General features: G+C 64.7%; 7 protein-coding genes. 5 read left to right on the top strand and 2 right to left on the bottom strand.

Going from position 1 to position 4,177, the window contains the following annotated elements; translation table 11 throughout:
• The 3 genes from ACK5L9_RS23550 to ACK5L9_RS23540 all read left to right on the top strand — a co-directional run.
• Positions 1-858, top strand: an 858-nt coding sequence (locus tag ACK5L9_RS23550; protein WP_416913889.1) for a major capsid protein, incomplete at its 5' end; no start/stop codon positions are given.
• Positions 858-1,172, top strand: coding sequence for a head-tail joining protein (locus ACK5L9_RS23545; protein WP_416913888.1), 315 nt, complete (start codon positions 858-860; stop codon positions 1,170-1,172). The genes ACK5L9_RS23550 and ACK5L9_RS23545, both read left to right, overlap by 1 nt.
• A complete protein-coding gene (locus ACK5L9_RS23540; protein WP_416913887.1) occupies positions 1,169-1,795 on the top strand; it encodes a DUF6441 family protein in 627 nt (208 codons plus the stop codon). Before ACK5L9_RS23545 ends, ACK5L9_RS23540 begins: the two co-directional genes overlap by 4 nt.
• A gap of 65 nt (positions 1,796-1,860) precedes the next feature.
• On the opposite strand, the gene ACK5L9_RS23535 is transcribed toward ACK5L9_RS23540, so the two are convergent.
• Together ACK5L9_RS23535 and ACK5L9_RS23530 are read right to left on the bottom strand one after the other, a co-directional pair.
• Positions 1,861-3,009, bottom strand: coding sequence for an MFS transporter (locus ACK5L9_RS23535; RefSeq protein ID WP_416913886.1), 1,149 nt, complete (start codon positions 3,007-3,009; stop codon positions 1,861-1,863).
• Entirely contained in the window at positions 2,918-3,388 is a 471-nt protein-coding gene (locus ACK5L9_RS23530; RefSeq protein ID WP_416913885.1) for a MerR family transcriptional regulator, read from the bottom strand. The genes ACK5L9_RS23535 and ACK5L9_RS23530 overlap by 92 nt, the downstream gene beginning before the upstream one ends.
• 120 nt (positions 3,389-3,508) lie before the next feature.
• Here ACK5L9_RS23530 and ACK5L9_RS23525 point away from each other — a divergent pair, with 120 nt between their 5' ends.
• Complete coding sequence (locus tag ACK5L9_RS23525) at positions 3,509-3,928, top strand: acyl-CoA transferase (protein ID WP_416913890.1); 420 nt, start codon at positions 3,509-3,511, stop codon at positions 3,926-3,928.
• 26 nt (positions 3,929-3,954) lie between these two features.
• Positions 3,955-4,177 (top strand): phage tail tube protein (locus ACK5L9_RS23520; protein ID WP_416913884.1); only part of this gene is annotated, 223 nt, incomplete at its 3' end.

Genomic DNA, 4,177 nt, shown 5'->3' with positions numbered 1-4,177 from the left:
GTGCTGAACCTCCTGCCCTCGGTCCCCCTGGGCGGTCCCGCCACGGTCGGCAGCCGCGAGGGCCGCGCCATGCGCAGTTTCGCCCTGCCCTGGATCCCGCATGACGATGTGATCCTGCCCGCTGATATTCAGGGCGTCCCGGCCATCGGCGCGAGCGACGAGGCCGACCCGCTGGTGGCGGTGATGACCCGCAAACTGACCCTGATGCGCCGCAAACACGCGCAGACCCGCGCATATATGGAGATGAACGCGCTGCGCGGCATCGTGAAGGACGGGGCCGGGACCACGCTCTACAATTACTTCACCGAATTCGGCATCGCGCAGATCAGCGTCGACTTCGTACTCGGCACCGCCGGGACCAACGTTCAGGGCAAGGTCCGCGAGGTGCTGCGCGCCGTCGAGGACAATCTGCTGGGTGAAAGCATGTCGGGGGTCCATGCGCTCGTCAGCCGCGAATTCTTCGACAAGCTGATCTCGCACCCCAAGACCGAAGAGGCCTATAAATTCTACGCCGCGACCGGCGCCCAGCCTCTGCGGCAGGATGTGCGCCGCAACTTCCCCTTCGCCGGGATTCTGTTCGAGGAATATGCGGGCGCCGTCACCCTCTCGACCAAGGCGTCGGAACGCTTGATCCCGGCCAATGAGGGTATCGCCTTCCCGACCGGGACCATGGACACGTTTACGACCTATGGCGGTCCGGCGAACCTCTTGGAAACTGCCAATACCATCGGTCTGCCGCTCTATGCCCGCCAGCATCTCGACCCCAAGGGCCGGTGGATCGACCTGATGACCGAGGCCTCGATCCTGCCGGTCAACAAGCGCCCGCGTCTCGCGATCCGGCTGCACAGCTCGAACTGATGAACGCCTTTGCCGCCGCGATGGATCGCATCTTCGCGCATCCCGACATGGCAAGCTCCGCTGTCTGGATCGCAGGTGGCACATCAGAGGAACGCCCGATCCGCCTGATCAGCCGCGCGCCGGACCGGACCACCGAATTCGGATCGGCGCGGATCCTGTCGGAAACCCTGACCGCCGATATCCGCGTCAGCGATCTTCCCGATCCCCGGCCCGGCGATCTGATCGTCATCGGCGCCGACAGTTATGCGATCCAGGGCGAGCCCATCCGCGACCGCGACCGGCTGATCTGGACCGTGGAGCTGGTTCCTGCATGAGATTGAAGCTCGACATCGATCCCGATCTGGTCGCCATGATGCAGGCCGAGATCAAGGCGGGCGAAAAGGCCGTGACCGGCGCCATGCGCGAAGCAGGCATGGGCCTCAAGACCGCATGGCGCGGGCAGATCACTGGCGCGGGATTGGGACGGCGGCTGGCGAATTCGATCCGGAATGCCACCTATCCGAAAGCGGGCGACAGCTTGAACGCCACCGCGCTCGTGTGGTCCAAGGCCCCGGTGATCATCGGTGCCCATAACACCGGACCGCTGATCCGCTCTCGCAACGGCTTCTGGCTGGCGATCCCCACGGAAGCCGCCGGAAAATCCCTGCGCGGTGGGCGCATCGCGCCGGGCGAATGGGAAAGTCGGACCGGGTTGAGGTTGCGCTTTGTCTATCGCAGGCCCGGGCCGAGCCTGCTGGTCGCCGAGGGGCGACTGAACACCAAGGGCCGCGCTGTGGCCTCAAAGTCCAAAACCGGGCGCGGGCGGGCAACCGTGCCGATCTTCCTGCTGGTGCCACAGGTCAGGCTGCAAAAGCGGCTGGATCTGGCGCGGGATGCGGAAAGGGCGGCGGATGCGGTGCCGGGGCGGATCGTCGGGAAGTGGGTGACGGGGAGGTGAAAGGACAGATCGCAGAGAATCCAACCTTTCGTTTGTCAGGGCCAGTGTGGGCTGGTCGACCGAATTTACTCCTCAGCGCCCGCCTGCACCGGCCGCAACGCCAGTATAGCAATTGCTATGAGTAGAAGCGCCACAAGCGCAACCCATGCCGCGCCAGCCGGGTAGACGCTGGACGCCAGCGCGGTCGCGCCTGCGACACCGAGGTTCATGCTGCTTCCGGCTAGCGCCATCAGCGCACCCCTGCGGGACGGCGAGAGTTGCGCGATATGGGTTTGCAGGCCCGGAGCGCCCATGCCGCCAAGCACCGCCCAAATCGCCAATGCGAGCAGAGCCAGAGTCGGCGGGAGGTTGTCAAAGACATAGGTGACGGCAACTGCAGCCAGCACAAAGATCAGCGCGATCCGCATCAGGGCGCGGCCGCTGCCGATACGGGCAAGCGCCATCGGCATGGTGAAATTGCCGACCAGTGTGAGGATGCCGAAGCCGGCATAGACCATGCCCACCGTCGCCGTGTCCCACTCGTAAAGGGAACGCAGTCGCTCGCCCACCAGTGCAAAGCAACCGACCGCGCCGCCGAGGCCAGCAGCCATGGCGATCAGGCTTCCCCATGCACCCGGCACGAAAAGCGCGCCAGTCACCTTGTCAGCATCGGCTTTCGCTTGCAGCTCGGGCGCTCGCGACGTGCGTAGAGACGGCAGGCCGATCAGCACCACGATCAGCGCCAGTCCGCCGAGCGCCGCAAAGGCAAAGCGCCATGACCAGAACTCTGCCGACAGTGCGCCGATGCCGGGGCTGAGGATGATGCCGAGCGTAAGGCCGGAGGTGACGAAGGCGATGGCCTTGGGCGCGGCCTTCTCGCCAAGATCGCCCGCCATCGCCATTGCGATACCGAGCATACCGCCGCTCGCCGCTCCGGTCAGGATGCGGGTCGCAATGCCCGTCTCGAATGTAGGGACGAAGGATGTGGCAATCGACGCGAGACCGAATACGAGCGTTGAGGGAATAAGAACGGCGAGCCGCCCATATCGGTCGGAAACACCGCCGAGGATCGGGGCCATGATCGCCAACGGCAGGCTGTAGGCCGTGATGAAGAGCGCTATGCGCTCGGGCGGAACCGAAAGGTCAGTTCCTATCGGCGTGAGGATCGGACCCAACAGGAATTCGTCGGCCCCCACGAGGAAGGCGATCAGGAAGAGAAGTATCAGGCGCAGCATGGTGTGGGTCATTCCTTTCGTGATGGGTCGAAAGGGACTCCCGAAACATGGCGAGGCGGTCGAGGACCGCTTCCCGCTTTGAATCAAGATCGGCTCGGAGCCGGTCGATATGCTCCAGCTTCTCCAGCAATTGCGGAATACCGCCCTCGCACGGTCCCGCACCCTCGTCGGAGAGGCAGGCCGCCATGGCGCGGACCTCGCGTGTGGAAAAGCCTGTCGCAATGAGATCGCGGATGCGTCCCGCCCGGCGCAGGTCTGCTTCGCTGTAGCTGCGATAACCATTCTCTGAGCGGCGGGCATCCATGAGACCCGCCCTCTCGTAATGGCGCAACATACGCTCCGTGATCCCGAGCCTGTCGGCAGCTTCCTTGATCTGCATTGCGATCCCTTTCCACGCTGGCGTAGCACCTTGACACTAATGTCAATGTCAAGCCCGAAGGAAAGCTTTCGTCAACTGACAGATCAAACCATCTGTTCCTGGAAAGACCGCAAAATAGAAATGCCTACCACTCGCGAAACCGTCCTCAGCGCGCTGCAGGCGCGTCTTTCAACGCTGCCCACCACCACCCTGCGCGGCGACGTCCTGCCCGAACGCATCCCGGCTGACGGCCTCCTGATCCTGCGCGACGGCGAACCGGGTGAGCCCGAAGTCACGCTTTCGCCGCCCGCCTACCACTATCAGCACCGCGCCGAGATCGAGGCGGTTGTTCAGGGCACCGACCGTGATGCCTCCTTCGACGCCCTCTGTGCCAGCATCGGAACAGCAATCGCCGCCGACCGGACGCTGGGCGGGCTGTGCGACTGGGTCGAAGCCGAGGCGCCTCGTCCGGTCGATCTGCCGGTCGACGGCGCGGCCAGCCTGAAGGCGGCGGTGATCCCGGTCATCCTGCACTATACCACCGCCGATCCGCTCGACTGAATCACCCTAAAATCGAGGAGAACACGATGGCACGAGCCCAAGGGGCGCGGGCGCAGATGGCGCTTGCGTTCGAGACCGTCTATGGCACGCCGCCTGCGAGCGGCTTCACGAAGAGGCCCTACGCCAGCACCACGCTCGGGGCGGACCAGCCGCTGCTGAACACGGAACTGCTCGGCTACGGCCGCGATCCGCTGGCGCCGATCAAGGATGCGGTGACGGCCGATGGCGATGTCGTCCTGCCCATTGATG

Source organism: Paracoccus sp. (in: a-proteobacteria), from assembly GCF_047973135.1.
In the GTDB taxonomy this organism is placed as follows: Bacteria; Pseudomonadota; Alphaproteobacteria; order Rhodobacterales; family Rhodobacteraceae; genus Paracoccus.
Note: the sequence above shows the minus strand (reverse complement) of the source record. Positions and strands in the feature narration are given on the sequence as shown.